The 23704-nt window shown below is 69.0% G+C and carries 34 protein-coding genes; 12 read left to right on the top strand and 22 right to left on the bottom strand.

The window, feature by feature from the left end:
• Window positions 1-212: 212 nt before the first annotated feature.
• From AC3IYJ_RS16640 to AC3IYJ_RS16630, 3 genes are read right to left on the bottom strand one after another with little or no spacing between them, the layout of a single operon-like run.
• A complete protein-coding gene (locus AC3IYJ_RS16640) occupies window positions 213-740 on the bottom strand; it encodes a hypothetical protein (RefSeq protein WP_489402070.1) in 528 nt (175 codons plus the stop codon).
• A 3-nt stretch (window positions 741-743) separates the two neighbouring features.
• Window positions 744-2183, bottom strand: coding sequence for a methyltransferase domain-containing protein (locus AC3IYJ_RS16635; protein ID WP_489402069.1), 1440 nt, complete (start codon window positions 2181-2183; stop codon window positions 744-746).
• A complete protein-coding gene (locus AC3IYJ_RS16630) occupies window positions 2180-2848 on the bottom strand; it encodes a ParB/RepB/Spo0J family partition protein (protein WP_489402068.1) in 669 nt (222 codons plus the stop codon). Before AC3IYJ_RS16630 ends, AC3IYJ_RS16635 begins: the two co-directional genes overlap by 4 nt.
• 183 nt (window positions 2849-3031) lie before the next feature.
• Between AC3IYJ_RS16630 and AC3IYJ_RS16625 the strand changes: the two genes are divergently transcribed.
• A complete protein-coding gene (locus AC3IYJ_RS16625) occupies window positions 3032-3208 on the top strand; it encodes a hypothetical protein (protein WP_489402067.1) in 177 nt (58 codons plus the stop codon).
• 104 nt (window positions 3209-3312) lie between these two features.
• Here the strand turns inward: AC3IYJ_RS16625 and AC3IYJ_RS16620 are convergent, their stop codons facing one another.
• Genes AC3IYJ_RS16620 through AC3IYJ_RS16605 form a run of 4 tightly spaced genes read right to left on the bottom strand, consistent with a single transcriptional unit; the run spans window position 3313 to window position 6587 of the window.
• Window positions 3313-3528, bottom strand: a complete 216-nt coding sequence (locus AC3IYJ_RS16620) for a hypothetical protein (protein ID WP_489402066.1) — start codon at window positions 3526-3528, stop codon at window positions 3313-3315.
• Window positions 3529-3572: 44 nt separating this feature from the next.
• Window positions 3573-4871: an ArsB/NhaD family transporter gene (locus AC3IYJ_RS16615; protein ID WP_489402065.1), complete on the bottom strand. Its 1299-nt coding sequence runs from the start codon at window positions 4869-4871 to the stop codon at window positions 3573-3575.
• Window positions 4868-5335 (bottom strand): CBS domain-containing protein, encoded by a 468-nt coding sequence (locus AC3IYJ_RS16610; protein WP_489402064.1) that lies wholly within the window; start codon window positions 5333-5335, stop codon window positions 4868-4870. The genes AC3IYJ_RS16615 and AC3IYJ_RS16610 overlap by 4 nt, the downstream gene beginning before the upstream one ends.
• On the bottom strand, window positions 5322-6587 hold the full coding sequence (locus tag AC3IYJ_RS16605) for a cation:proton antiporter (protein WP_489402063.1): 1266 nt from the start codon (window positions 6585-6587) through the stop codon (window positions 5322-5324). Before AC3IYJ_RS16605 ends, AC3IYJ_RS16610 begins: the two co-directional genes overlap by 14 nt.
• Window positions 6588-6791: 204 nt before the next feature.
• Between AC3IYJ_RS16605 and AC3IYJ_RS16600 the strand changes: the two genes are divergently transcribed.
• From AC3IYJ_RS16600 to AC3IYJ_RS16590, 3 genes are all read left to right on the top strand, one after another.
• Entirely contained in the window at window positions 6792-7106 is a 315-nt protein-coding gene (locus AC3IYJ_RS16600) for a hypothetical protein (protein WP_489402062.1), read from the top strand.
• 5 nt (window positions 7107-7111) lie between these two features.
• Window positions 7112-7321 carry a hypothetical protein gene (locus AC3IYJ_RS16595; protein WP_489402061.1) on the top strand — a complete coding sequence of 70 codons (210 nt, stop codon included), beginning with the start codon at window positions 7112-7114 and terminating at the stop codon, window positions 7319-7321.
• Window positions 7322-7550: 229 nt separating this feature from the next.
• Complete coding sequence (locus AC3IYJ_RS16590) at window positions 7551-8033, top strand: NUDIX domain-containing protein (RefSeq protein ID WP_489402060.1); 483 nt, start codon at window positions 7551-7553, stop codon at window positions 8031-8033.
• A gap of 43 nt (window positions 8034-8076) precedes the next feature.
• On the opposite strand, the gene AC3IYJ_RS16585 is transcribed toward AC3IYJ_RS16590, so the two are convergent.
• Complete coding sequence (locus AC3IYJ_RS16585; protein WP_489402059.1) at window positions 8077-9366, bottom strand: helix-turn-helix domain-containing protein; 1290 nt, start codon at window positions 9364-9366, stop codon at window positions 8077-8079.
• A gap of 227 nt (window positions 9367-9593) precedes the next feature.
• Between AC3IYJ_RS16585 and AC3IYJ_RS16580 the strand changes: the two genes are divergently transcribed.
• Both AC3IYJ_RS16580 and AC3IYJ_RS16575 read left to right on the top strand, forming a co-directional pair.
• Entirely contained in the window at window positions 9594-10505 is a 912-nt protein-coding gene (locus AC3IYJ_RS16580; protein ID WP_489402058.1) for an NAD-dependent epimerase/dehydratase family protein, read from the top strand.
• Between the two features lie 93 nt (window positions 10506-10598).
• A complete protein-coding gene (locus tag AC3IYJ_RS16575) occupies window positions 10599-11909 on the top strand; it encodes a UDP-N-acetylglucosamine 1-carboxyvinyltransferase (RefSeq protein ID WP_489402057.1) in 1311 nt (436 codons plus the stop codon).
• A 243-nt stretch (window positions 11910-12152) separates the two neighbouring features.
• Here the strand turns inward: AC3IYJ_RS16575 and AC3IYJ_RS16570 are convergent, their stop codons facing one another.
• Both AC3IYJ_RS16570 and AC3IYJ_RS16565 read right to left on the bottom strand, forming a co-directional pair.
• Window positions 12153-12881, bottom strand: a complete 729-nt coding sequence (locus tag AC3IYJ_RS16570; protein WP_489402056.1) for a hypothetical protein — start codon at window positions 12879-12881, stop codon at window positions 12153-12155.
• Window positions 12882-13085: 204 nt separating this feature from the next.
• On the bottom strand, window positions 13086-13325 hold the full coding sequence (locus tag AC3IYJ_RS16565) for a hypothetical protein (protein ID WP_489402055.1): 240 nt from the start codon (window positions 13323-13325) through the stop codon (window positions 13086-13088).
• Between the two features lie 184 nt (window positions 13326-13509).
• Between AC3IYJ_RS16565 and AC3IYJ_RS16560 the strand changes: the two genes are divergently transcribed.
• A complete protein-coding gene (locus AC3IYJ_RS16560; protein WP_489402054.1) occupies window positions 13510-13749 on the top strand; it encodes a DUF6207 family protein in 240 nt (79 codons plus the stop codon).
• A 102-nt stretch (window positions 13750-13851) separates the two neighbouring features.
• Here the strand turns inward: AC3IYJ_RS16560 and AC3IYJ_RS16555 are convergent, their stop codons facing one another.
• From AC3IYJ_RS16555 to AC3IYJ_RS16520, 8 genes are all read right to left on the bottom strand, one after another.
• Complete coding sequence (locus AC3IYJ_RS16555; protein ID WP_489402053.1) at window positions 13852-14103, bottom strand: hypothetical protein; 252 nt, start codon at window positions 14101-14103, stop codon at window positions 13852-13854.
• On the bottom strand, window positions 14103-14306 hold the full coding sequence (locus AC3IYJ_RS16550; protein ID WP_489402052.1) for a hypothetical protein: 204 nt from the start codon (window positions 14304-14306) through the stop codon (window positions 14103-14105). The genes AC3IYJ_RS16555 and AC3IYJ_RS16550 overlap by 1 nt, the downstream gene beginning before the upstream one ends.
• Before the next feature lie 133 nt (window positions 14307-14439).
• Window positions 14440-14733 carry a VRR-NUC domain-containing protein gene (locus tag AC3IYJ_RS16545; protein WP_489402051.1) on the bottom strand — a complete coding sequence of 98 codons (294 nt, stop codon included), beginning with the start codon at window positions 14731-14733 and terminating at the stop codon, window positions 14440-14442.
• A gap of 23 nt (window positions 14734-14756) precedes the next feature.
• The gene (locus tag AC3IYJ_RS16540; RefSeq protein WP_489402050.1) at window positions 14757-15011 is read right to left on the bottom strand and encodes a hypothetical protein; all 255 of its coding nucleotides are present in this window, start codon (window positions 15009-15011) and stop codon (window positions 14757-14759) included.
• Between the two features lie 203 nt (window positions 15012-15214).
• Window positions 15215-15403, bottom strand: coding sequence for a hypothetical protein (locus tag AC3IYJ_RS16535; protein ID WP_489402049.1), 189 nt, complete (start codon window positions 15401-15403; stop codon window positions 15215-15217).
• A 5-nt stretch (window positions 15404-15408) separates the two neighbouring features.
• The gene (locus AC3IYJ_RS16530; RefSeq protein ID WP_489402048.1) at window positions 15409-15681 is read right to left on the bottom strand and encodes a hypothetical protein; all 273 of its coding nucleotides are present in this window, start codon (window positions 15679-15681) and stop codon (window positions 15409-15411) included.
• A gap of 36 nt (window positions 15682-15717) precedes the next feature.
• Complete coding sequence (locus tag AC3IYJ_RS16525; protein ID WP_489402047.1) at window positions 15718-15957, bottom strand: hypothetical protein; 240 nt, start codon at window positions 15955-15957, stop codon at window positions 15718-15720.
• A gap of 253 nt (window positions 15958-16210) precedes the next feature.
• The gene (locus AC3IYJ_RS16520) at window positions 16211-16615 is read right to left on the bottom strand and encodes a heavy metal-responsive transcriptional regulator (RefSeq protein WP_489402046.1); all 405 of its coding nucleotides are present in this window, start codon (window positions 16613-16615) and stop codon (window positions 16211-16213) included.
• Between the two features lie 111 nt (window positions 16616-16726).
• Between AC3IYJ_RS16520 and AC3IYJ_RS16515 the strand changes: the two genes are divergently transcribed.
• Entirely contained in the window at window positions 16727-17692 is a 966-nt protein-coding gene (locus AC3IYJ_RS16515; RefSeq protein ID WP_489402045.1) for an alkylmercury lyase family protein, read from the top strand.
• A gap of 158 nt (window positions 17693-17850) precedes the next feature.
• Here AC3IYJ_RS16515 and AC3IYJ_RS16510 read toward each other — a convergent pair whose 3' ends face one another.
• From AC3IYJ_RS16510 to AC3IYJ_RS16495, 4 genes are all read right to left on the bottom strand, one after another.
• Complete coding sequence (locus tag AC3IYJ_RS16510) at window positions 17851-18078, bottom strand: hypothetical protein (protein ID WP_489402044.1); 228 nt, start codon at window positions 18076-18078, stop codon at window positions 17851-17853.
• A 52-nt stretch (window positions 18079-18130) separates the two neighbouring features.
• Window positions 18131-18427, bottom strand: a complete 297-nt coding sequence (locus AC3IYJ_RS16505) for a hypothetical protein (RefSeq protein WP_489402043.1) — start codon at window positions 18425-18427, stop codon at window positions 18131-18133.
• Window positions 18428-18522: 95 nt separating this feature from the next.
• Window positions 18523-19464: a ParB/RepB/Spo0J family partition protein gene (locus AC3IYJ_RS16500; protein ID WP_489402042.1), complete on the bottom strand. Its 942-nt coding sequence runs from the start codon at window positions 19462-19464 to the stop codon at window positions 18523-18525.
• A 191-nt stretch (window positions 19465-19655) separates the two neighbouring features.
• On the bottom strand, window positions 19656-19979 hold the full coding sequence (locus AC3IYJ_RS16495; RefSeq protein ID WP_489402041.1) for a hypothetical protein: 324 nt from the start codon (window positions 19977-19979) through the stop codon (window positions 19656-19658).
• A 563-nt stretch (window positions 19980-20542) separates the two neighbouring features.
• Here AC3IYJ_RS16495 and AC3IYJ_RS16490 point away from each other — a divergent pair.
• The 4 genes from AC3IYJ_RS16490 to AC3IYJ_RS16475 all read left to right on the top strand — a co-directional run bounded on the left by AC3IYJ_RS16490 (window position 20543) and on the right by AC3IYJ_RS16475 (window position 23665).
• Window positions 20543-21049: a helix-turn-helix domain-containing protein gene (locus AC3IYJ_RS16490; protein WP_489402040.1), complete on the top strand. Its 507-nt coding sequence runs from the start codon at window positions 20543-20545 to the stop codon at window positions 21047-21049.
• 171 nt (window positions 21050-21220) lie between these two features.
• Window positions 21221-21901: a hypothetical protein gene (locus tag AC3IYJ_RS16485; protein WP_489402039.1), complete on the top strand. Its 681-nt coding sequence runs from the start codon at window positions 21221-21223 to the stop codon at window positions 21899-21901.
• A 13-nt stretch (window positions 21902-21914) separates the two neighbouring features.
• The gene (locus AC3IYJ_RS16480) at window positions 21915-23072 is read left to right on the top strand and encodes an MAB_1171c family putative transporter (protein ID WP_489402838.1); all 1158 of its coding nucleotides are present in this window, start codon (window positions 21915-21917) and stop codon (window positions 23070-23072) included.
• Window positions 23069-23665, top strand: a complete 597-nt coding sequence (locus tag AC3IYJ_RS16475) for a hypothetical protein (RefSeq protein ID WP_489402038.1) — start codon at window positions 23069-23071, stop codon at window positions 23663-23665. Before AC3IYJ_RS16480 ends, AC3IYJ_RS16475 begins: the two co-directional genes overlap by 4 nt.
• The last annotated feature ends 39 nt before the right edge of the window (window positions 23666-23704 follow it).

Below are 23704 nucleotides of genomic sequence, written 5' to 3'. Positions count from 1 at the left end.
TCCCTAACCGCCCCGCTGACCCGAACTGCGTGAGTCAGCGGCAGGCTAGAAATCGCCCGCGTCGAGGCACCTGCGCCACCCTTCCTGACCGCCGTGGCCCTGAGGCTTGTTTCATCGCCAGACATGCGTCTGGCGGCCCGGGAACGATAGCGGGCCGCCAGACTGCTAGACAAGAGGTCGATCAAGCCACTGGCTGAACAGTGTCGGTTGAATCACTGGAAGGCGAGCTGCTCGGAGCCGTCTCCCGGCTCCGGCCGGGGCGGCTTCTCGGGAGCGTCGGGGACCTCCCTGTGCTGTCGAAGCCACCAGCCAAATTGCCAATTCCGACACGTCCTATACAGCCGCGCATGCCTCATCGGCGCGGTGCCAGGGATGGACTGTTCACCCCATCCAGTAATAGGCCTGGCATTGGTCAGCTGCACGCCCAGACCCGGAACGAGTGCGTCACCCTCCCAAGACGCGCCGGGTGCGTACTCGAAGGCCAGGTGAGCGTTGCGGCTCCAGTCCCACGGGAGGGGCAGCGCACACAGGTACCAGGCGACCGGAGGTGAATCCGCCGGCAGCAGCAGGGTCTGCCGCTCCAGCCGGCGATCCACCTTCGGCCTGTCGCACTCGGCGAACGTCTTCAGGCAGTGCTGCGTGAGGTCGAGCTGACGTATCCCGGCCAGCCACATAATGCCGTACTTGTCGCGTGATTCTATTTCTACGCGAACCCTCTTGAGGTCCGCCCCCGATTTCATCTACTACCCCTCCATTTGGCTATTCCTATCCTTGATCAATTCTATCAGAATTTCCACGATTCCCTCATGTTTATCGTGCCGGAAGTCGTTGGGGTAGGGCATATTGAATTCATTCCGAAATGCCTCCTCGTATTCCTCGATGGGGAACGGGCGCGGCTTGCGGCAGACGGCCTTGACCGTGGCCCGCGTGGTGTCGCTCAGCTCCACCTCCTCGAAATATCGGGACAGGAGGCCCCGCAGCGACTCCGGGGTGTGGTACCGGATCCGCTGCCACTTCCCGCGCACGAACCGCATGTCAACGCTGTGCTCGTCCAGGAACGCGAGACGTGTGGAATCCCGGCTGATGGAGTGCTCGGAGTTCTCGTACGCCTTCTCCCGCTCCAGGTTTCGGGTGCCGATGCACACCTGCCCGTCGGCCGCGCAGAGCGCGTTCACGGTGAGCAGCACCCAGTGCTGGTATTCGAGGCTGGTGGTCGCGTTGATCACCGAGTCCAGAACGACGACCTCGTACAACCCGCCCTCTCGAAGCTCCCGTTCGATCCCGCGGATCATGGACACGATCCCGCGGACGTCCAGGCTGTACTTGCCCTTGAGCGTCCGGTACGGCTCGTAGTCCTGGACCCGGTAGCCCTGTGCGCGCAGGTGCTTCGCGTAGTCACCGTGCCCGGCCCCGAAGTCCACGACCCGATGCGAGGTTGTGAGCCACGGCAGGACCAGCCTCTCCCAGACCTCCGACTTGTAGCGGACCTTGTCCGCCTTCGCCTTCGAGGAGTGCTCGCGGAGCCGGTTCGGCTGAACGATGTGCTGATTCCAGACGGGGGCCTGCTCCTCCAGCCCCGTCCAGTCGTAGACGCCGTACTCGCCCGTCAGGTCCTCGACCAGCTGGCCGGCATCGAAGGAGGCCACGGTCCACGCGAGGATGTCGAACCGCTGCGCCTTCGCGACCGCCGCATACTCCGCGTTCAGCACGACACGACCCTGGTCATCGATGACGACAGACCCCCACGGGCCGTGAGCGGCGGTCATGAAGCCGATGGCCTGCTGGAACGGGAGGTTGCGGGAGGCGATGACCTCGATGCTCTGCCACGGAATCCAGCACCACTGGCCGATCGGTCCGGCCTCCGCGTAGACGACGCTGCTCTCGGTCTCGACGCGGTTGTGCAGGAGGTTGAACTTGATCTCGTCCTGGAGGCGGACTTTCTGGGGAAGAATCATCGCGGGCACGGTGGTCTGCCCGATCGCCTTCAGCCCCTTGGTTCTCTGGTGACCAGCGACCAGTGTCCCGTCGGCGTTGAGGATGACCGGCTTGACCACGCCGTGGCGGCGCAGTGACCCCTGGAGTCGGACGAACGAACTCTCCGAGAGACGGCGCGGGTTGTAGTCGGCCGGGCGGAGCTTATCCAGCGGGTAGGCGGGATCGAACCGTACGTCGAGGGGATTCACGCGGCGTTCTCCTCGCTGGCGTGGTGCTCCTCGTTGAGGACGTGCCAGCCGAACCCGAGGTCGGAGTCCTGCTCGTCCACGTACCGCTTGTAGATCGCGTTGAGGAACTCCACCTCGTCCTGCGTGATCCGCACACGGGTGGATGACCACTGGAGGTACCCCCACTGGAGGTAGTCGACGGTCGCGGCGGCCCCCGTGCCGGCGCCGTCGCTCGGCAGCTCGATCGGCGCGGGCAGCGAGGTGTCGTCCAAGAGGTCGTCCAGCTGCTCCTGGTCGTAGCCAGTCCCCTCCAAGTCCGGGAGGTCGGTGAGGATGTCCGCGAGGAGGGCGGTGTCGTACCCGGCCAGGTCACTGGTCCGGTTGTCGACGATGACGATCTTCGCGGCCGTGGCCTCGTCTACGTCCAGCCAGGTGACCGCGATGTCATCCCAGCCGAGCTTCCGGGCGGCCTTCGCCGTGTGGTTGCCCGCGAGGATCTCGTTCGGGCGCCCGGTGTGTGTACCGCGGTTGACCACGATCGGCTTGTACTGGCCGTGAGTGGACAGGGACTTCCCGATGGCGTCCAGATCGCCGGTGCGCGGGTTGCGGTAGTAGGGGGCCAGGTCCGCGAGGGGGACGGCTAGCGTCGCGAGCGAGTCGGGGATGCGGGGTGCAGCAGGGGACACGAGGGCTCCAGCCCCCGCGCCCTCCTACGAGCGTAAGTGATCAGAGGCGGCGCGGCCGTAGAGCTGTCGCCTACCCGTCGTGGCTCGGCTCACCCGGGCACGTGGGACGGGGTTCTGTACCAATGCTCTGCTCCGTGGGAACCTGGGGCAACGTTCCTCCCTCCCTGCCAGGAGATTCATCCCATGACCCGCGCTTCCCGGACCGGGCCGATTTCGCCGCTCTTCGCCTTCGGCGCCGTCCTGACTGCGGCCGGAGCGGCGATGTACGTGCTGCCCGGTCCAGGCACGCCGCTGCTGGCTGTCGGGGCGCTCGTACTGGCGGCAGCGGCTGCTGCGTGGGTTTCTGCCCGGCACCGGTGATCATGCGGTCCGTGACGCAGATGCCGACCTGCTGCACGCTCCAGACTGCGGCGATCGGCGTCTGCATGCTGGGCTGGCCGGACTCCGAAATCTGAGCGCGGTCCTCAGCGGGTTGTGGAGGTGCGGGCTGCACGTCGTTCGCGGATGCGGCGGCGCAGCCAGTGGGCTGCTTCGCCGAGGGATATGAGGAGGGCGGCGCTGGCGGCGCATGCCACCAGGGAGGCTGGTGTGTCCCGGATTTTGCCTCCGCCCCACAGGAGGATGGTGAGCCCCGCCCACCACAGGGCGAGCGAGATCGCTTCTGTACGCCAGTTCGGCATCTGAAGGGTGCTCCATTCTCAGTCCGAAGGCAGGGGCGGGGCTGTTAGGCGAAGGCGAAGTAGCGCAGCCACAGGTAGAGAGCCGAGACCCCGATCGTGACGGCGGTGACGACGAGCCCGTACTTGGTGAACTGCCAGAAGGTGATCGGGGTCCGGTTGCGTTCGGCGATGCCGAGGACGACGACGTTGGCGGAGGCGCCGATGGCGGTGGCGTTGCCGCCGAGGTCGGCGCCGAGGGCCAGTGCCCACCACATGACGTGGTCGGGGTCGCCGCCCATGCTGGTGACGAGCTCGCTGGTGATGGGGGCCATAGTGGCGACGTAGGGGATGTTGTCGACTATCCCCGACAGGACGGCGGAGCCGCCCAGCAGCAGCATGGAGCCGCCCAGCTCGGCGCCGCCGATGGCGTCCGCGAGGGCGCTGGCGAGATCGCCGATGACGCCGACCTCGATCAGCGCGCCGACCATGACGAACAGGCCCGCGAAGAACGCGAGGGTGGGCCACTCCACCTCGCCCAGCACCTCGCCCGTCTCGACCTTGGAGATCGCGATGAGCAGGCCGGCGCCGAGCAGGGCGACGACGCTGGGTTCGTAGTGCAGGACGGGGTGGAGGACGAATCCGGCGACGACGAGGGCGAGGACGCCCAGGCCCTGGGCGAGGAGTCGCGGCTCGGTGATGGCCTCGCGTTCGCGGAGCTCCATGATGTCGGCGGCGCGCTTCTCGTCGTAGACGAAGTACTTGGCGAACATGACCCGGCACAGCAGCACCAGGACTGCGGTGAGGACCGCGGCCAGCGGGGCGAGGTGGACCAGGAAGTCGTTGAAGGTGAGGCCGGCCCGGCTGGCGATGATGATGTTGGGCGGGTCGCCGACGAGGGTGGCGGTGCCGCCGATGTTCGAGGCGAACACCTCGGCGAGCAGGAACGGCATCGCTGGCAGCTTCAGCCGGTCGCACACCAGCAGGGTGACGGGGGCGACCAGCAGCACGGTGGTGACGTTGTCCAGCAGGGCGGAGGCGACCGCGGTGATGATGACCAGCATGGCCATGACGCGGAAGGGGCGGGCTTTGGCCTTCTTCACCGACCAGATGGCCAGGTACTCGAAGAGCCCGGTGCGCTTGAGGACGCCGACGATCATCATCATGCCGAGGAGCAGGAAGATGACGTTCCAGTCGATGCCGGTCTTGTCGGAGTGGAAGGCGGCGATGTCGTCGGTGGCGCCGATGGCCAGCATCAAGGCGGCGCCGCCCAAGGCGGCGGCGACGCGGTGGACCCACTCGGTGATGATCAGGACGTAGACGCCGGCGAAGACGGCGATCGCGGCCCAGCTCTGCCAGCCGCTCACGCCTGACCGCCCACTGCGAGAAGGTGCCGCATCAGCCCGGCCGCCGAAACCACCCCGAGGAGCCGGCCCCTGTCGCCGTCGTGTTCGACGACCGCGACCAGCGGGACGTGGGTGCGGGCCATGGCGGCCGCGATCTGCATCGTCCCCGCGTCCGGACCGACGTACGGCGGCTTGAACGTACGGGCGGGCAGCCACTGGGCGACCGTCTTGCCCGCGAGGGCCTCGGTCATCGCTTCGGCGTGCCGCTCGTCGATGACCGCGGCGAGCAGCGGGTCCTCCATCACGTACTCGGGGACGAGCTGGCGGACCAGCTGGGAGCCGGGGACGGCCGCGTACGGAGTGCCGTCGGTGTCCAGGACCAGCAGCGCGGGCAGATTCTGTTCGGCCAGCAGACGGATGGCGTCCACAGCCGGGGCGTCGGTCGTCACGTGCGGGTAGGGCTCGGCAAGATCACGGGCGGGCATGACGCTTCTCCTGGTCGGGTGCACTGCTCGGGGCGGGAAGAGTGGACGGCGTCGGTGCAGGCTCCTCGCTCGGGATGCCGGCGAGGTCGTCGACGCGGAAGAGCCGGGCGATCGGCACGTCGGTGCTGGAGTGGGCGATGATCGAGAAGGCGATGCAGACGGCGATCAGCGTGTACGCCGCCTCGCCCTGGGGAATCCCGGCCTGGAGCACGAGCAGGCCGTAGACGACGGACGCGAAACCCTTGGGCCCGAACCAGGCGGCGACCAGCTTCTCCCGCCGCTCGATCCGCGCCCCCAGCAGCGACACCAAGAACGAGGCCGGGCGGATCAGAACGATCGCCAGCACCACCGCCACGTACCCGCCCACCGGCAGATCCCCGAAGAGCGCCGGGGTCAGCAGCGCGCCGAAGACGAGGAGGGCGGCGAACTTGGCCAGCTCCGTGAGCATCTCGCCGAGCGGTTCGAAGTGGGTCTTCGCCTCGGGCGAGATGGAGGCGAGGACGGCGCCTGCGGAGAACGCGGCCAGGTAGGGGTTGGCGTGGGTGAGGTGGCACAGCCCGTACAGGATGATCCCGGTCGCCAGTGGCAGCAGCGGCTGGAGCTTCGGCTCCGCGCCGAGCAGTCGCAGCCGCACCAGTCCCGCGACTGCCAGTGGCAGCACGATCCCGAAAACCAGCCCCAGGCCGAGCTCCAGGGCGATCGTGCCGATGGATGCCTGCGCGTGTCCGGAGGTGGGTCGGGCGGCGGCGATCAGGATCAGTACGACCGGGAGGGCGAGGCCGTCGTTGATTCCGCTCTCCACGTTCAGCAGCTGCCGCAGCTTCGCGGGAACTTCCCGCCGTCCCACGATGGCGGAGGCGAACACCGGGTCGGTGGGTGCGAGGACCGCGCCGACGAGGAAAGAGGTCGTCCAGTCCAGGCCGACGAGGTAGTGAGTGATCAGCGCCATGCCGGCCATCGCGAGGGGCATACCCAGCCCGAGCGCGCGGGCCGGGTTCTTCCAGTTCTGCCGCAGTTTCGGGAAGGAGACGTGCATGCCGTCGGTGAAGAGCACGGCGAAGAGGGCCAGATCGGCGGTGACCGAAACGATCTCGCTGTCCGCTGTGATGTGGATCAGCCCGAGGAACCCGTCACTGACCAGGGCCCCTCCGAGCAGGAAGAGGAGGGAGGTCGAAAGGACGGTGCGGGCGGCGAGCCCGGACAGCAGCACGGCGACCAACAAGGCCACACCGAAGACAGCGACGAGCACCATGGCAGAATCCCCGATCCGCGAAGAGAGTTATCCCCTGTTCGCCGACCAGGCTTCCCGGCACACCGCCAGCTACTTTATACATTCCTTACGCGTCTTTGACAGATCTCTGACGGCAGTCCCACAGGCCCAGATCTTGCCGGACTCCGGCATGAACCCGTCAGACGGGCGGGGTCTATCGTGGGCGTTCGCACTAGAGAGGTACCAGTGAACGGAAACCCGGCCTACCACGCCATCGCCCTCGCAGCGGCCACCCTGCTTATCCTTCCCGTCCCCGCGGCAATCCTCGCCGGCTGGACGCCGTCCAAGTGGCCGACGCGAGCCGCCGCCCTGCCGTACGCCTGGGCCCTGCTGTGCATCTACGCCCTCGCACCCCTGAACGCCATCCCCAGGATGCTGGACGCTCCCTACCCGGCGGTGACGGCCTGCACCGCGGCCGGCATGGTGTTCAGCGCGGCAGCGGTTGCCTGCCTCCTGCGGGCGGCATGGGTCTCCCGGCGCGCGACACCGATGGGCGGCTGATCGCGATGCCCGCAGTCAGAGCCGCCACCTGGGTGCGACACCAGGTCACCGAGTTCCGCATCGCGTGCGCCCTGTCCATGGTCGGCATTCTCACCACGCTGGTGGGACTCGCTCTGTACTCCATCCCCCGCGCCGGATTCCCGCCGGTTGTCATCGGTCTCTCGTGCCTCACCACGGGCCTGGTGATGCTGGGCTCGGGTGCCAGAGACCGCTGACCGCGGTAGGCGGGACGGCCTGTTCAAAGACCGGCCTCCACGGGGGCAATGCGCCTTGCGACGCTGCTCCGCACCCACCTCAGTCGCACATCTAGTGCCACCGTGACCCTGGCCGGCCGTCGTCTGACCGAAGTCCCCCGGCGTCCTCCTCTTCGTCGGCCCCGACCGGCCAGCAGGAGAGTGCTCTGAATGCCCGCCAGCGGCGCTCTTCGCGTCCTAGTCTGGAGGCATGATTCCTGATTTTGTGTCAGATCTACGGAATGTAGTCGGCTCCGACTGGCCGTTGTGGCTGCCAGGGGTGGTCGGAGTGGTCATCGACGAGGAGCAGAGGGTGCTCCTGCAACAGCGGTCTGCCGCGGGGCTGTGGACACCGTTGAGCGGGATCCTGGAGCCCGGCGAAGATCCGGCCGCCGCGGTAGTGCGTGAGGCGGCGGAGGAGACCGGTGTGCGGGTGGTGGTGGAGCGCCTGGTGGCGGTGACATCATCCCCGCAGGTGCGGCACAGCAACGGTCACGTGGCGCAATACTTCGAGGTCGTGTTCGCCTGCCGTCCGGTAGAGGCGGGCCAGGCGCCCAGAGTTGGTGATGACGAGTCCTACAAGGTCGCCTGGTGGCCGTTGGACGCCTTGCCGCCGATGTCCGATCGGATGCGGGAACTCATCGAGCTGGTCGGCAAGAATGAGCCTCATGCCTGGTTCGCTCCGGCACCGTGACCACGCACCGAAGCTCCACGACGGCGGGACGGAGCTGGGCCGGTCAGGCGGGAACGGCTCCCGTGCGGACGGCGAACTCGCGCAGGCCCTGCACACGTGCCGGGCTGTAGAGCAGGCTCGACGTCAGCGCCCGCAGCGCCGGACGGCATACCTCCTGGGCCGCCTCCTCCTCGACGCGGCGCAGAGCGGCGAATGCGTCCTCACCGTTGCCGAGCGCGTGCCACATGCGGGCCGTGTCCGTCCACGCGCGGGCGCGGCGTTCGGCGGTCGGCATGAGGTCGATGTTCAGGTCCCACGCGATCTCCACGCCCTCGTCCGGGGTGCCGAGGGTGGTGTGAACGCCGATGCGGTAGACGGCGGCTTGGGTCTTGGTGGCATCGACGGTGAAGAGACCGCTGGGAGCCGCCTGCGGGCGGCGCTCGACGGTCTCATCGGCCTCGTCGAGCAGAGCGAGCGCGGTTGTCCGGTCGCCTCCAGCGGCTGCCGAGTACGCCGCGGTCAGCAGCAAAGTGGTCCGTACGGCTCCGGTGCGCCCTTCGGCAGGGTCGAGCACGGCTGCTTCGGTGGTGAGGAAGCGGACGGCGGAGGAGCAGCTCCCGGAGCGGCGCATGGTGATCGCGAGGACGCGGGCGGCTTCCCCGACGGGGACGGGCATCCCGCTAGCCCGGGCAGCGGCCAGAGCGCGATCGGCAGCGACCCATGCGGCGTCGGAATGCTGCTTCGCGGCGAGTTCGGAGGCCAGGACGTAGGCGCGGGCGAGGATGGCGTTGGCCTGTTGACGGGCCCGGCCGGCGGACGCGTCCCTAGTCGCCTCCGCGGCGGAGAGCAGGCCGGGCAGCGAGTTGCCAAGGTCGTTGTAGCGGGCGGCGGTGAACGCCTCGCGCGCGGAGGCTGTCTGGTCGGCCAGCACCCGCAGCGGCGCGGGGCCGGCGGGCGGGAGCCGGAACAGCACGTCGTCGAGGTCCGGGACTGCGGTGGGCGAGGCAGCCGCCGTGCCCGTGCCGACGACGGCGGCCGACGCTCCGGCAGCGAGCGCCCCCAGCAGGTTCCTGCGACGCATCGCGTCCTCCTCGTCCGACATCGGTAGGGTCCCCACGGTAGCGATCACCGGGCCCGTGGGGGCATGGAACCCGCTGACCTGCTCAGGTGGGATATGGAGCACCCGGGCTAAGAGCAGGCAGGTGTCGAGGTCCACGCGCATCCGGTTGCCCTCGATCCGCGAGATGGCCGACGCCGAGTAGCCGACGGCCCGGGCGACATCAACCTGCTTCAGCCGTAAGGCATGGCGGGCGCTGCGAAAGACGGCGCCCAGGTCGTTCGCGTTGGGGCCCATTGGTACCTCCTGCGCACCGGCGGCGACGCACGAGCGTAGCGCCTTGCACGGCACGGCAACAGGGCGTCTGAGTAGACCCGTTCCTTCTCGCACATGGTGTGCGGATGACGCTCCCCGTGTGCGGGAGAGCCCGGAGTCGCTCCCGGACGGCCCGGTGAGCGGGACGGTTGCGGCAGCAGACAGACGGCACAGGGACCGTTTCGCTGCTCACCTCCGCGGAGGCATCGTTGAAGGTCTTGATCACCGGCGGCGCCGGCTTCATCGGCTCAGCCCTCACCCAGGCCCTGCGCAGCGCCGGGCACACGGTCACCCCGCTCGACAACCTGTCGGTCATCTCCCGGCGCACGAACCCGCAGGGCCTCGAGATCCGGGACGTACGGTCGCTGACCGCACAGGACCTGGACCGTGTGGACACGGTCGTACACCTGGCCGCGCTCAAGTCCGTCCCGGCCTCGTTCGAGGTCGGCGGGTTCGAGCACAACGTGTCCACCGACCGGCACCTGCTCCACACCTTCACCCAGTCGGCCGCGAGGCGGCTACTGCTGGCCTCCTCCTGCGAGGTCTACGGCGAGCAGGCCGGCCCGCTCGCCGAGACCGCGCCGTATGCCCCCCGTTCCCCGTACGCGGCGGGCAAGGTGGCCACCGAGCAGCTGGCCGACATCTACCGGCCGATCCTGGGGGAGGGCCGCCAGGTCGGCGTGGTGAGGTTCTTCAACACCTACGGCCCGGACGAGGGCCCCGACGCCGTTGTCCCCGCCTTCCTCGATGCCGTCGCCGAGGACCGTCCGCTGACGATCGAAGGTGACGGCACGCAGGCCCGGGACCTGACGCACATCGACGACGCGGTCACCATGCTCACCCGCATCCTGGACGCCCCCGAGCTGCTGCCCGTCGTCAACTGCGGCTCCGGCGAATCCGTTTCCGTCCTCGACCTCGCCCGCGCGATCATCCATGGCGTCGGCCACGGCACCATCACCCACACCGCCCCGCGCATCAACGAGATCGCCTCGTTTGCCTCCGACCAGACCTTGTTCACCCGCACCTACGGGCCCGTCTCCCGCAGGCCCCTGAACGAGGCCCTGACCCTCACCGCCGAGAGCCGCTCGCGCACCCTGACGGCGGCCGCAGGCGCCCGGTGAACACCACTGGCTAGTCCGCACTGCCCGGGGCCCGGCCCGCTCGCCGGGCCGGGCCCCGGTGCCCCTCCGCCCACACCCACGGGAAGGGAATCCGTGAACGATCAGACCGTCCTGCCGCCCCCGCCCCGCACCGACGCCCGCGCCATCCGCATCACCGGCGGCCACCGCCTGGAGGGCAACGTCTCCGTCCAGGGCAGCAAGAACGTCGCCCTCCACCTGTACGCCACCAGCCAGCTCACCGACGAACCGCTGGTTCTGACCGGGATCCCGCACATCCTGGACACCCAGGTCTGCGCGGAGATCCTCACCCGCACCGGCACCACGGCCCAGATCATCGGCGACCGCTTCGAGGTCACTCCAGCCGCCGCCTGGCACCCCGTCATCCCGGACCAGTTGGGCGGGCGCATCCGCACGACCGCCATCATGGCCGCCGGTCTCCTCGCCCAGGCCGGCGAGGTTCGTTTCCCCCTGCCGGGCGGTGACGCCTTCTGCCACCGCCTCATCGACCGGCACCTGGCCGCCATGAAGGCCGCCGGGGCCATCCTGGACGTCACCCGCACCCACGTAGAGGCCCGCCTGCCCGGCCGGGGCCCGGCCCCGTTCACCACCGACGTGATGACGGAGAAGTGGGGACCGAGCCTGGGGGCCACGGTCACCGCGATGCTGCTGGCCGCCCGCGCCCGCGGTACCTCCACCATCCTCAACCACAACGCCGAACCAGAAGTCCAGGCGACCGCCGCGCTGCTCGCGGCCGGCGGAGTCGGCATCACGTGGGAGGGCACCACCGCCCTCCGCGTCACCGGCACCGACCGCATCACCGGCGGCACCGTCGAGGTCCCGCCGGACAGGCTGGAGGCCGCCACGCTCGCCCTGGCCGCAGCCATCACCGGGGGAACCGTCCACCTCGACAACATCCCCGTCGCCGCGTTTCCCGCTGCCTTGGTGTCCATGCTTGCCGCGGCCGGAATCGAGCTGGTCCCGTCGCACGGCGGCACCCTCGCCCGGTGCCCCGCCGGCCCCCAACCCGTGCAGACGGTCACCGCCTCCGCCACCGCCTCCGACGTCCAGCCCCAGCTGACCGCATTCCTCACCCAGGCCTGCGGCACCTCCCGCATCGAGGAACGGATCTACACCTCACGGGCCACCCACGTCAGCCCGCTGCGCGCGTTCGGCGCCGCCGTCACCGCCGACGGTCCGACCATCACCGTGCACGGCCCGTCTCCCCTCACCGCAGCCCGCGTGGCCGGCCAGGACATCCGGGCCGCCGCCGCCCTCGTGATCGCCGCCCTCGCGGCCAAAGGCACCTCGACCCTCGGCGGCATCTACCATCTGGACCGCGGTTACGGTGACCTGCTGCCCAAGCTCGTGGTGCTCGGAGCCACGTTGGAGGTTGTACTGGAGTAGGAAGGCGAGGCAGCTGAATTTCGCCGCGCACTCCGGCGCCTTCAGGATGCGGACCACTGCCCCGCCCTGGGTATGAGCGTGCCCCGCCGACGGGGGGCTTGGCGGGGCACAGACCGATCGTATCGGGCGAGTCCGACTCTTCCCGTTTCTGGTCTGATTACGGTCTATCTGTGGCCCCGAGTTCCGTGGGGTGACGGTCCCCGTGGCCATCGACAGCTCGACTGGCCGTCGCCGACACAGGGATCACGGTCCGGAAGCGGTCTCTTCCCGTGACTCCTCGGGAGGCGGTGCCACTCCCGGGCCGCCGGGCGTCGGGTTCAAGCGGAGCCACGCCGCCAGCGCGGCCTGGAGGTCCGTGACCTCGCGATGGGTGAGAGCTTCGCCGCTGGGGCCCACATGAAGGCGTACGCCTTGAGCGGTGATCTTCCACCCGACGGTGCGCCGAGCCGGTGAGCTGATGGCAGAACCGCGGGCAAGTACTCGCAGCGCCTCACTGGCTCGGGACGGGAGAGGCGGCAACGCCGGTCCTCCAGGAACCAGATGCAGGGGGCGTGAGGGAATGCCGACGGCCGTGTAGAAGGCGCGGAGCGCGTCATCGAGTGAGTTTGGGGCTGAGGGAGCGAGGCCGACGAACTCTTGCACCAGCTCCGGGTGCGCGGGCGGTGCGTTCGGCCCGTACGGATAGGAGTGCAGGGGGTATTCGTTGCTCTCCAACTGCACGCAGGCGGGTGAGACGAGTACGCGGCTGTAGCCCTGACTGACCAGGGTTCTGTGGATCTTTCGCAGCTTCTTGGCCTGCGAGGGCACCGGATGAGGGTCCACGTAGGGAGGCGCGTCGGGCCTGGTGGGCTTGGGCGCCAGGCCCATCGGTCCGTTGCAGCGGTGCAGGACGCCGGCCTCGGTCAGCACGACGGTCGCCTGTCGACCTCGCTCGTCGCAGCCGAGACGGAATCCGACCACGGTCGTGCCCATGGGCTCTCCCTTGATGGTGCTCGCGGTGGATCCGAGTCTGCCAGCCGCAAGCTGAGCGGGCGAGGCATTCCGCTCACCCGTCGACCCAGGCCACGTACAGGGGTTGGCCAGGTGAGCGAGCTCCTGCTCCTCACGGCCTAGCCACGGTGGAGTGGCCCCGCGGTCAGAGCGGAAGGCTGCGGGCCTGTGTGTTGGAGAGGCTTCTCACGCCGCGACGACCCATGCCAGGGCGCGGGCTTCTCGCCGAAGCTCGACCAAGGCGGCGTAGGAGTGGCCGGGCTCGGTCCAGTAGGGGTGGGAGTACAGGTCGCGGAGCGCCTGGACGAGCTCGTGCCGTAGGGCGGTGGCTCCGCGGATCGGAGGCTGCTGGGCCAGGGCCGCGTAGGTCCGGATCACGTGGATCTGGGCCGCTAGAAGATCATCGGGAAAGGTGGTTCGCGCCATGCCGAAATTAGGCCACCTGTTCGATTTCACGCGCAAGTCGATCTCGGGCTTCACGGCCTGGAGCATTTGTTCGGGCGGACGCCCATGCGGGGTGTCGGCCATGGTGCGACGCCGGGGAGGGCCCGAGTTGCCCGGCCGTCACAGCTTAGGCGCGACGCGGCCGGTGCGGCGTCGTTGTTCCGCTGTGAACATCGACTCGAATCAGGAGGGTCTCATCCGCATTGAGATCACTGCGGCGGACTTCGACGCCGCCCAGGCGGCAGCGGAGCGGATCTCCACGCTCTGGCTCTCCAGCTCGACTCCGCCCCGGAGGGTCCCGGGCGAGGAGGGAGTCCACGTGACCGTCCACGCGGACATGGAGCGCAGCGCGGCGGAGGGCGGCTACCTTGAGCCACCCCCCGCCGGGGACTACGTCATGGGTTGAGTGCCCACCCCGGGGATCGAACCCGGAACTCTGCGGCCGATATCCCTGGGGCCGGTACCGCGCACCTCTGCCAGTTGGGTCAGGTGGGCCTGAACGATGGATCTAGGTTGCCGTGGCGTGGGGGCCGACGTATCGCGCCCAGACGTCCGTGCCCTGCGACCGTGCTTCGTAGGCGCCCGCCGGGCGGAACGAGGAGTGCAGGCCGGCGCGGATGCGGTAGGCGAGGTTCGCCGCCCGGCTGGTCGAGTCGCGTGCGTCCACGTGTGCCCACTCGCCGTGGCGGTCTCGCAGCGACTTCGCGGCGGTGTCGGCGTCCGAGTTCCGGGAGGGCATGGGCTCGAAGCGGGCGTGCATCAGCGGGTAGCTCCGTTCACGTAGGGCGCCTCGGCGAGCTGGCGAATGCGGGCGGCCGTAGCCCACTGGCTGTCGGAGAGGTCCTCGCACAGCCGGTTGGCGAGTGCCGCGATCTCCGAGAGGGCCTGCTCCATGGCGGGGGCAAGGGCGGGGACCGGCCGGCTGTGGATGGAGCCTCGGGAGGCCGCGGGGGTGTAGGGCATCAGGCGGTCCATCAGCGGTTGTTGCAGCGGCAGGTGTTGGTGATGACGTTGAACCAGCTGTCGCAGGAGTTGCACCAGGTCGAGCCGGGGGCCGGGGCGGAATCGGGGTCGTGGTCCATGGTGCTCTTCCTGGTCAGAACGTGTCGGGGAGGGTGGCGCGCGGGCCGTTGGGCGCCAGGGTGGTGACGATGAGCGCGAGGTCGCGTGGTCGCCACAGGGCGGCTTCGAAGCCGCAGGCCGCCAGGTGTGTCAGCCACTCGCGTTGGGCCGGGCGAACCTTGCCGGTGTCGGTCTTCAGCTCGACGAACAGAGTGCGTCGGGTCAGTGGGTGTCCGTACACCTCGTCGGGCCAACCAGCATCGCTTCGCCGCGAGTTGTGCGTGTGGTAGGCGAGGGCCCAGCCGCGGAGCTGAGCCAGCTCCCTCACGCGGCGGCGGAACTGTTCTTCGGTCACAGCGTGCTCGGGGTTGGCCGGTAGGTCCAGTTCGATATCGCTGCCTCGAGGACGGCGCAGTGCTCGGCGGCCTTCGGGTCCGGCTGCGGCGTGTAGACGAGTGCCGGCGGCCGGGGGTTGGTCCGGCGGTGCCGGTCCTTGAGGACCGCTTCGACGGTGTACCGCTCGCTGACGAGTTCTGCGAGGGGGTGCCCGTACTGCTCCATGGCCTGTGCCTCTTCGAGGTCGTCGTAGGTCGTGGTCGTAGGCATCTGCTTCTCCGTGGGTGTGGCCGGGACCCGCAGTGGGGGCGGGTCCCGGCCGGAGGGGGTGGCTCGTATCTGACGAGCCGGTCCGGGCGGGCTGGGCGCGGGGTGTCGCTGCCCGTCCGGAGGTGGGTGGGTATCGGGCCGTGCCTGTGGCCTGATGTGCAGGACCGTAACACGATTTTGTGTAGTGGCCTATTTTCTGCGCGTCAGTCGACTTCGATCACGTCGCCCGGGTCGTAGAACTGTGGCTTGCTCAGGCCGCTCCAGGTGACGGCCACCAGGCGCTCGCCGGTGAAGGGATCCGTGGCGTGACCGGAGACCTCGCCGAGCAGGTGGGAGAGGCCGTTGGGCCCGGTGCGGGCCGGGGTGACGACGGTGCCGACTTCGTACTCCACGTGGTTCACCCCTTCTGTTCGCGGGTGTTGGCGATGAGGTCCAGGCCGCGGCCCCATTCGGCGGTGACGGGCTCCTGGAAGGAGAAGCCGCCTCCCTGCCCTTCGAGGTCGGTGGCGGTCCAGTCGCCGGGGCCGCCGGCGCCGGGCCGTTCGAAGTGCTGGACATCGCCCGAGCCGAGTGTGATGGCCAGGCGCAGGCCGCCGGATCCGGTCGGTGTGACGCCGAACCGACTGCCGGTCGTGAGGGCTTCCTGCGTGAGGGTGTCGCCCAGTTTCATGGAAATCTCCTGAATGGGTAGTGGCCTATTTTGCGGTCAGTGGAGGGCGCCGAAGCCGTCGCAGAGGCTGCACGTGTCGTCGGTGGCGGGGTTTACGCCGTCGTCGCATGCCGGGCAGTCGAGGCGGCGTCCGATGCCGTGGCACTCGGCGCACTCGCGGTCGACCTCGTGGGGTCCGTGCAGGTAGGTCTCTGTGCCTGACCCTTCGCAGCTGTCGCACTCGGGTGCGTCCCTGTCGTAGACGTCGGCGCAGCTGATCGGGGTGTACGCGGGCACGAAGGGCTCCTCTCTGCGTGAGGCGCTCACCGCCTCCCTGATACCTATATTCTACTATCTATCTGGGGGGTGTCCAGCTTCATCACCGCCCAAGCCGCATACCGGCGCACGTACTTCAGCAGTGCCGAGCCCACGCCGTCGACCCGCTCGCTAGTCCACTGCGATCCGGACAGGCCCAGGCGAACCACATGTGCGCGTTGAGGCTCAGCCGCCGGAACGCTCACGGGTTTGGGTAGCGGCGTGCGGCTGGGGCCTACGGCTGTGCGGGGGTGAGGATGGTGCAGATGTCGTCCGCGTCGCAGACGGCGGGGTCGGTGGCGGCGGCGCGGTCCGCCAGGGTCCGCAGTGCGTCGCGGGTGGCGGCGAGGTCGGCCATGCGCCGGTCGATGTCGTCCAGGTGCTCGTGGATGAGGCCGGTGACGTGGGCGCAGGGGGCGTGGCCGTCGTCGCGCAGGGCGAGGACCGAGCGGATCTCGGCGAGGGTGAGGCCGGCGCGCTGGGCGTCGCGAACGAACCCGAGCCGGGTCACCGTGTGCTCGGGGTAGTCGCGGTATCCGCCCGGGGTGCGCGGGGGTGCGGGCAGGAGGCCGCTGTCCTCGTAGAAGCGGAGGGTTTTGGTCGTCAGCCCGGTGCGGGCGGCGAGGTCGCCGATGCGCATACCTCCAGGGTAGCCCTTGACCTTCCAGCGCACTGGAAGGTCTAGCCTCGGGGTGCAGACAACGAACAGCGGTACGGAGGTCCGGTCAGTATGAAGATCACGGTGTTGACGGTGGCGGACTGCCCTAACGCCCAGCCCGCGCTGGATCTGGTCACCGCCGTGCTGGGTGGGCGAGAAGCTCAGATCGAACTGGTCGAGGTGGCTGATGAGGCCGAGGCCGCCCGGCTGGGTATGTGCGGGTCGCCGACGATCCTGATCGACGGTGCGGACCCGTTCGCGCAGCCCGGGGCGACACCGAGCCTGTCCTGCCGCCTCTATCGGGATGCCGACGGCACCGTATCCGGCGTACCCGGCCAGGCCGCCCTGCACCAGGCCCTCGCCGGCACCGCCGCACCCGGCCAGGAGGCTGAGGCCTCGGACTGCTGCACGCCCAAGACGCCAGCGGCTCTGGATGTGGTCGGCCGGGCCGGCCGCGGGCGCCGGGCGCCCGCCGAGCGCGGTCTTCGCGCGGTCCACCAGCAGATCCTGCGCCACTTCGCAGCCACCGGAACCGCCCCCGGCACGCGGACGCTCCAGCCGGTGGCGGCCGAGGCCGGACGGAGCGCGACCGACGTGCTCGCCGAGCTTGCGGCGGAGGACTTCCTCACCCTGGACGAGGCCGGGAACATCCGTGCCGCGTACCCCTTCTCCGCCACCCCCACCCGTCACCGGGTCCGCCTCGAAGACGGCACGGAGGTGTGGTCGATGTGCGCCATCGACGCCCTGGGCATCCCCGCGATGCTCGGCCAGGACGCGACCATCTCCTCCACCGACCCGGTGACCGGCGACCCGATCACCGTGACCAGCACCGACGGCCTCATCCAGTGGGAACCGGCGAGCACCGTGGTCTTCGTCGGGCAGCGCCCCGGAGGCGGCCCCGCGGCCTCCGCATGCTGCGACGCCCTGAACTTCTTCACCAGCGCCGGCAACGCCGGGACCTGGACCAGCCAGCACGCAGACGTCCCCGGCCACGTTGTCGACCAGCCGGAAGCCGAGCACATCGGCAAGCAGACCTTCGGCCCGCTCCTCACCCCCTGAACACCGCCAACAGCGTGGGTCTCAGGACAGAGATTCAGGGTGCCTGCCGTTCTCGTGAACATCGACCTCGGCCCATCACGAGTGCCTCCCGTAGACGTGAACAACCGCCGTCGTCGTCACTCGTGAACAAAGCCAGGGGGCGGGCAGAAAGATCGGCATCAGAACAGTTTCTCCTGTCCTTCGGTCTCCCCCGGATTCGACCGGGTCGGCCGTGCTGCTCTCGTCGGGGGCTCCTCACCGAAAAGGGCCTGTGTCCCGTGCCGGTCCGGCGCGGCATAGATCCGTCCGGGCCCGGTGCCGACCGGCAACGTGATCGGGGCTCCGGCGTCGAAGTCGCCATGGTTCATGGCCGTCCAGTCCTGGCCTGCGGCCGGCTGCATGGTCAAGGTAGTCTCCTTCGCTTCCCTGGCGGCGCATGCCGCTGAAGAGGACGGTGGGCTACGAGGTCTTCGGGCGGTGGGTGAAGGGCTGGAGGCCCGAAGCGACGGTGAGCACGACGCACACGTACTCCTCGCGCCGATGGAACAGGGCGGCGATCGGTGCGGGCGACCAGCCCTCTGAGGCGAGGCTGAGGATCATCCCGGAGGCGGCGCGCGACGACATGACCGGAGGGCGGAGGCAGGCGTCCGTGTCGACCTGTGCGAGGCGGCTGGTCAGCTGCGGGCTCCAGCCCTGCCGGGTCAGGCGCTCCAGCATGGCGGCGGCTCCGGCCGGCTGCGGGTGAGGCGGGAACATCGTCTTGTCTCCCAAGGGGTCGGTGGTTCGAGGTGCGGGTGCTGATCGGCTGGGGGAGGCGGGGCGGGGCCCGCAGGCCCCGCCCCTGCTCGCCATCAGGCGGCGGCCGTCTCCGGCTCGCCGGTCTCCGTGGCCTCGGGGTTGACCGCGATCAGCTCAGCGGCCTCGGCGTGCGCCTTGGCCTGCTTGAGCTGCCAGCGGGCCTTCGTCAGGGAGTCGGCCACCCGGTCGAGCTGGTCCAGGCGGGCGCCGACCTGACCCTCAAGGGCCTGCGCCAGCTTGATCGGGTCGGTCTTGGCGATCTCGTCGAGCATCGCGCGGACCTGCTCGATCTTGTCGAGCGTGCCCTTGGTCTTCTTCTGGGTGGCGGCGCGCTGCTCGCGCTGCTCGTCGGTCAGGTCCTCCGTGATCATCAGGACGGCCTGGTCCTGCTGCTGCTTCATGGCGAAGGCGAAGTGCACGATCTCGTTGTCCGCCTTGAACTCCCCGCGAGTGAACTTGCCGAGGAGTGCCCCCTGGTTGGCGAGGCTGAGCGCGGCGATCTGTACGGCGGCTGCCGTGCCGATCGCGCCGTCCTGTACGAGCTTCTGGAACTCGATGCGCAGGTCCAGCAGTGCGAGGCGGAGCTTGACGTAGGCGGTGGTCTTGCCGAAGTCGGCGGCCACCGTGGCGATGGTGGCGCCGTCTTCCTCGTCCAGGATTCGCTGGTAGCCGTTGGCCTCCTCGAAGGGGGTCATGTCCTCGCGGTTGACGTTCTCCGACATGGACCGCTTGAAGCGGCGCAGCTCGTTCTTCTCCGAGATGATGCTGACCTTGACGGTGGACTTGCCGAGCGAGGTCAGGGCGCGGAAGCGGCGCTCGCCCGAGATGATCTGGTAGCCGCCCTTCTCGTTGTCGGGGGCGACCTCGATCGGGGAGATCTGGCCGTAGGCCTCGATGGAGGTGGCGAGCTCGCGGATGGCCTCCTCGTTGAAGTACTCGCGGGGCTGGTTCGGGTTGGGGCGGACCTGGGTCATCTTCACGGTGCGGTAGGTCATTTCGGGCTCCAAGAGGTGTTTGGCTTTGGGCTTCCCTACCCTTGCTTATACCTGAATTCTACTATGTCCGAGGGAGGTGTCCAGCCCCCGAAGGTCAGGGTGGAGTGACCTAGGCCACATCGGAGGGGGCTCGTGAGCTGGGAAAACGCCGAGGGGCGCCGGATCTCTCCGGCGCCCCTCGGTTTCCCTCCTCATGCCGCGAGCGCGCGACCCCCGTCCACGCGCTCACGCCACTGCCGCACCTCAGGCGGCGCACCCGCCATCAGTGCGGAGGCGCACTGAACGTGCAGCGGGCAGGCGGAGCACAGGGCTTTCGCGGCCCGGCCGGCTCCCGCCCTGCGCCCCACGTCACGGCAGGCAGCTTCACTCCAGGCGATCGGCATCGCCAGGAGGTCGTCCTCGTAGTCGAGATGGCCCAGCAGGCGCAGCGCGTCCGAGGCGTTGCCCAGTGGGCCGTCGGCCCCGCCCGGTCGCGGCTGCTGCGACAGCGCGATGATGCGCTGTACGTCGATCACGAGTCCCCCAAAGTCGTTCGAGGCGCGCGAGGTTTCGCCTCGGCCGCCCCGTGCCCCAGCGCGCCATGTCCCCGGCGTGCCGTTGATCGTGTGCTGCCCGCAGCCCGGCGGGATCTGCCGCCGGCCAGCAGGCGAATGCGCGTTCCGGCCCGCCCGTGCGGGCTGCTTGTGGCGGCCGCGGTGCACAGGTGTGGGCAGGAGTCGAAGAAGAAGTTGCGGCGCGAGGCCCCGGAGGCACGGGGCCGCGGATGCCGCCTTTGGCCTCAGTCCCGTAAAGCGGCGTCGGGCGTTGGTTCCTGCACGTTCTCTCCGGGGTCGAGTCCAGGCCCGAGGCCCGGACGAGTGCGGTTTCACCCCTGGTCAGTGGAGCGCCGCACGGTGGAGCGTACGAAGCGGAAGCCCCTGGGCGAGGTCGTCAGAACATACGCAGTCCACTCCCAGGCATGTCAAATCAACAAGACATGGACTGGGGGCGGGCTGGTCAGCCGCGTAAAGCGGACGAGATAGGATCTCGGTTTCCGGTAAGCGACAGCCCCGAGGGGCGAGGAGTAGTGATAGAAGCCATGGGCGACCGCGCTCACATTGGCGAAGGCTTCATGGCCCGGAGGCTCGCTCACCTGATCGCGGAGCTGCACCCAGCCGGGCGGGGCCCGTATACGCCCCGGGAGATCGAGGACCTCATCAAGAAGTCGGCCGGGCCGGGCGATCCGACGGTGACGCACGCCACCATCGCGAACATCCGCACCGGCAAGGTCACCAACCCCAGCCTCGACTCGATGCGGGCGCTCGCGAAGTTCTTCGGTGTCTCGACCAGCTACTTCGTGGACGAAGAAGTGGCGGAGGCCACCGACCGCCGGATGCGCGAGATCAAGGAAGGCGTCGAGCTCGCGAAGGCCAGCGACGACCTCGCCGAGGTCCTGGAAGACGGCCACGTCCGGGCCATCGCATTCCGCCTGCGAGGCCTGTCGGCCAAGACCCTCAAGGGGATTCAGGGGATGGTCGAGGGCGCCCGCGATCTTGAAGGACTCCCCGTTGTCGACGAGAAGCCCGGCCGCAGGCGCAAGAAGTGATCTTGCCTGAAGGGCTCGCCGTCTCACCGTCTATTTCACCCAGTGAAATACGTTCAGTGGTCCAGTCCAATGGCGATATCCTTGCGCACGACGCCGAGGAAATTCCCGGCTCTGTCAGCAGGCGCCCGGGGAGGTCCGGCCAGTGCAGGCCGGAAAGCGGGGGCGCGAACCATGTGGTGGAAGCGGCTGGAGAGCGCGACGGGTGACCCGCTCAAGAAGCTCGTTGCCCGCCTGAGCATCCCCACCCCCTTCGACCTCGAAGCGTTCTGCGAAGCCGTCGCCGAAGACCGCGGCCGCCCCCTGTTCCTCCAGCAGCTCGACGATTCGAACCCGGACCTGCCGTGCGGCCTGTGGATGAGCCTCGACGCCTTCGACCTGGTCTTCTACCAGCCGGCGGCCAGCGCCATCCTTCGCAGGCAGATCGTCCTCCACGAGATTTCACACATGCTGCTCGGCCACGTCGGCCCGCACTTCGACACGCTGAGCGGCCTCGAAGGCGACGGTGAACTGCCCGCCGGATTCCCTGCGAACCCGTTCGCCGCCCACACGGAGAAGTTCGGACGCAGCGAACCCGACCTGCCGGTCTCCGAGTTCATGCGCGCCCATGCTGCCCGTGTACGCGCCCAGCTCGCCGAGACAACGGCACAGGACGAGGAATTGGGGATTTCCCCCAGCGCAATGGCCGCCCTCCTCGGCCGAACGAAATACTCCGGGCCGCAGGAATCAGATGCGGAGACCTTGGCCACTCTCATTCACGAGAAGGCCAGCCGCACCGAGGCGCGGTCACGGACGACCGAAGGCGCAGACGTTCTCGAACGTCTCAGCGACGCCTTCGGACACCCCACCCAGTAAGAAAGTCTGACCCATCAAAACCGCAGTTGTCCTAGCCCTTTGGCTTGTTGCCGCCTGGCGCCTGCCCGCCGCCATCCGAGTCCAGCGACAGCGGCCCCTGTGGGCCGCGTTCACGTCCGTCGCCGTCGCCTGCACCATCGCCCGCCCCGCGGTGAAGCGGGTCGTCATCGAACCCCTCGGGATCACCAACCTGGCCACGCTGCTGCAACACGCAGTCGGCATAGCCGGGTCGACGTTCGTCCTCATCTTCGTCATCGCGATGGCCAGACCAGCCGCTCTGGCCCGAGGCCGGTGGCCCCTGTACGGGATCGCCGCCGCGAGCATCGTGCTGCTCGCCACCCTCTTCACCCTCACCCCGAGGCCGGAAGAGGTCCACAACTTCTTCGAGGCCAACCTCGGACACCCCACCGGAACCGCCTACTGCATGGTCTTCCTCGGCTATCTGGCCGTCGCGATGTCCATCTCCAGCTGGCTCTTCTGGTCCTACAGCCGCCACGCAGCCGGCGCACCCCTGCGCACGGGCCTGCGCCTCCTGGGCGCCGGTACCGCGTTCGGAGCCCTCTACACGCTGTGGCGCATCGCGCACATGGCCACCCGGCTCGCCGGCACCGAGTTCGTCACCGACGACGACACCACCCAAACGATCGCGGACCTCGTCGAGTACCTCGCGATCCTGCTGATCGTCCTCGGCAACTCCGTCCCCGCTGCCGGAGTCCTGTGGAGGTCGGTCACCTACCGCCGGGCACTGCGCCAGGTCGAACCGCTGTGGACAGCCCTAACCGAGGTCGTCCCCGACGTCGTTCTCAACGACCCCGTCGGCCGGAGCCCTCGTCTGCGCCTTCACCGCCGACTCATCGAGATCTGGGACGTGGTCCTGGTCCTGCGTGCCTACGTGCCAGCACAGACCCTCGACGCCGCACAGACGGCGACGGCCGGCGTCCCCGCCCCGAGGCGCGATGCCTACGCCGATGGCCTGTGGGTGCGAGCAGCGTGGGCGGCGAAGCTCCGCGGCGCCAGCCCCGTCTGCGAGTCGGTCCCCAAGGTGAACCACATGGACGACGAAGACACCGACTTCGACGCCGAGGTCCGCTCGATGCTCGTCATGGCCGCCGCGTACCGCAGCCCCGCAGCTGCGGAGTTCGCCCGCAACCACCAGGAGATCCCTGCATGACCACCACCACCGCACCCGGCGCGGAGGCATCAGTCGCGAAGCAGGTCACCGATGTCCTGGAACCGCGCACCTGGATTCTGGCCGTCACCGTCCTGATGGGCTGGTACGCCGACCGGCTTGCGGGAATCGGCTGGGGCCTGGTCGCGGGCTTCTTCTGCGGCGTTGTCCCCATCCTGTGGATCAAGTGGGGGGAGCGGCGCGGTCACTGGGGCGACCGGCATGTCCGGCGCCGCCAGGACCGCCTCGTCGTCATCCCCGGGATCATCGTCTCGGTGATCGTCTGCATCTCCGGGATGCTCGTCCTGAACGCGCCGGAGGAGATGACCGCGCTCATCTTCGCGATGCTCGCCACGCTCGTGGCGATCCTCGCCATCACGACCGTGTGGAAGATCAGCGTGCACACGGCCGTATCCAGCGGGGCCGTCGTCATGCTGGCACTGGCCTACGGTCCGTGGACGCTGTCCGCGTTCGCCTTGGTGGTCCTCGTCGGCTGGTCGCGCGTCCGTCTCCGCGATCACACCCTCGCCCAAGTGCTGGCCGGCGCGGCCCTGGGCGCCGCTGTTGCTGGGCCGGTCTTCGCGGCTATGAGCTGACGCAGCGCGTGCAGAGGGGCCCCGATCAGCCCAGGTTGG

It is taken from the genome of Streptomyces sp. GL_140 (assembly GCF_057834465.1).
Note: the sequence above shows the minus strand (reverse complement) of the source record. Positions and strands in the feature narration are given on the sequence as shown.